The organism is Kocuria sp. CCUG 69068 (assembly GCF_020833785.1).
GTDB classification, from domain to species: domain Bacteria; phylum Actinomycetota; class Actinomycetes; order Actinomycetales; family Micrococcaceae; genus Kocuria; species Kocuria rosea.
Window position 1 is genome coordinate 1 of the sequence record NZ_PDDL01000220.1, and the last position, 1,782, is coordinate 1,782.

General features: G+C 76.8%; 3 protein-coding genes and 1 riboswitch. Of the genes, 2 read left to right on the forward strand and 1 reads right to left on the reverse strand.

All coding sequences use genetic code 11. From position 1 onward, the window contains the following. On the reverse strand, nucleotides 1-615 hold a 615-nt coding region (locus CRM73_RS19060; protein WP_229588781.1), incomplete at its 3' end, for an FAD-dependent oxidoreductase. Then, nucleotides 611-714: riboswitch (TPP riboswitch) on the reverse strand. It overlaps the preceding gene by 5 nt. A gap of 15 nt (nucleotides 715-729) precedes the next feature. Between CRM73_RS19060 and thiE the strand changes: the two genes are divergently transcribed. Together thiE and CRM73_RS19070 are read left to right on the forward strand one after the other, a co-directional pair. Beyond that, nucleotides 730-1,449: a thiamine phosphate synthase gene (gene thiE, locus CRM73_RS19065; RefSeq protein WP_370658578.1), complete on the forward strand. Its 720-nt coding sequence runs from the start codon at nucleotides 730-732 to the stop codon at nucleotides 1,447-1,449. A gap of 98 nt (nucleotides 1,450-1,547) precedes the next feature. Next, on the forward strand, nucleotides 1,548-1,782 hold a 235-nt coding region (locus CRM73_RS19070), incomplete at its 3' end, for a hypothetical protein (RefSeq protein ID WP_229588782.1).

A 1,782-nucleotide genomic window follows, 5' to 3' on the forward strand; every position in this document is an offset into this window, starting at 1 on the left:
CGTGGTGGCAGCAGTACCGGTGGTGCCACCGGGGCTGGCAGCCGGTCCAGGGGGCGGGGAGCTCGGTCCGCCCTTGGAAGGGGCGGAGGACTGGGACGGTGGTGTGGAGGAGGAATCAGAGCCGAACACCGCGGACAGCCGCGGGCTCAGGGTCGGCTCGAGGGTGCGGGCGGCGCGCAGGGTCAGCGGCTCCACCGTCATGCCGTGGCGCCCCTGCAGCGCGCGGAGGTCCGCCAGGGCCTGCCGGTCGGCGGCGTCCACGCCGCAGACCAGGGTCTCGGTGGCCCGGTGGCCCACCGTCCCGCCGGCGGCCTGCTCGAGGGCGGCCACGAACGCCGGGTACTCGGCGGCCGAGGCGGTCATCAGGGGGTACAGGGGCTCCTGCTGGTACTGGACCTCGCTCACCGGGGCGAGCATCCCGGCCGCGGCGCGGCTGGCGCCGGAGCCCGGCTCGGGGTCCACCACGACCACCGAGCGGCCGCGGCGGCGCAGCTCCCAGGCGGTGGCCAGGCCGATCACCCCGGCGCCGACGACGGCGACGTCGGCGCGGACGTGCTCGGGCCGGTCGACCAGCGGGTGGGGCGCGGTCGTGGGGGCGGGGTGCGCGGCAGTCACAGGGAACGTCCTTTCCTCCGGCGGCATGACCCGCATCAGGTGTGGCGGTCGGCGCTGGACGCCCTCTCAGCCCCCGGTGGGGCTCCCGCAGAACCGCTGACCTATCATCAGCGTGTGACCCACCCTACCCGTGACGCCTCCGCCCCCGCCGAGTCCTCCCTGCGAGACACCCGGACGGCCCGCCTCCTCGCCGCCCGGCTGTACGTGTGCACGGACGCCCGCCGGGACCGGGGCGACCTCGAGGAGTTCCTGCACGCCGTCTGTGCCGGCGGCGCGGACATCGTCCAGCTGCGGGACAAGAGCATCGACGCGGACGAGGAGATCGCCGCGCTGGAGCTGCTGGGCCGGGTGGCCGCCGAGTACGACGCCCTGTTCGCGGTCAACGACCGCGCCGACATCGCCGCGCTCGTGGGCGCCGACGTCTTCCACGTGGGCCAGCACGACCTCAGCCCCGCCCAGGCCCGGCGGCTCCTGGGCCCCGACGTGCTGATCGGGCGCTCCACCCACGACCTCGGACAGGCCACGGCGGCGCTCGAGGACCCGGACGTCGACTACTTCTGCACCGGCCCCGTCTGGGCCACGCCCACCAAGCCGGGGCGCCCGGCCACCGGGCTGGAGTTCGTCCGCGCGGTCGCCGAGCTGACGGAGGCCCGGCTGGACGCGGACCCGGAGGTCCTGCCCGTGCCGTGGTTCGCCATCGGCGGCATCGACGAGCCGCGGCTCCCGCAGGTGCTGGAGGCCGGGGCGCGCGGCGTCGTCGTCGTCCGCGCCGTCACCGAGGCCCCCGATCCCCGCGTCGCCGCCGGGCAGCTGCGCGGCCTGCTCCCCGCCTGAGCCCGGGGCGCTCCGCCGTCCGCCTCACCGTCGGCTCCCCGCCGCCGTCCAGCACGTTCTGAGAGCATGGACGCAGGACGACGACGGAGAGGTGGCCCATGGACCCCGAGCTCGACCCCCAGGTGCGGCACGCGGTGGAGCGCCCCGCGGAGACCGCCCGCGGCCCGGAGGACGCGCAGCTGCGCGTCCGGCTGGCCGGTGAGCCCGCCCGCCGCGCCCTCGGCACGCACTGGGAGCAGGGCCTCCCGGAGGACGCCGCCCCGAGCGACGACCGGCTCGCCGCCGCCGTGCTGCTCGCCACCCTCTTCGGCGACACCTTCTGGCTGGAGCGCG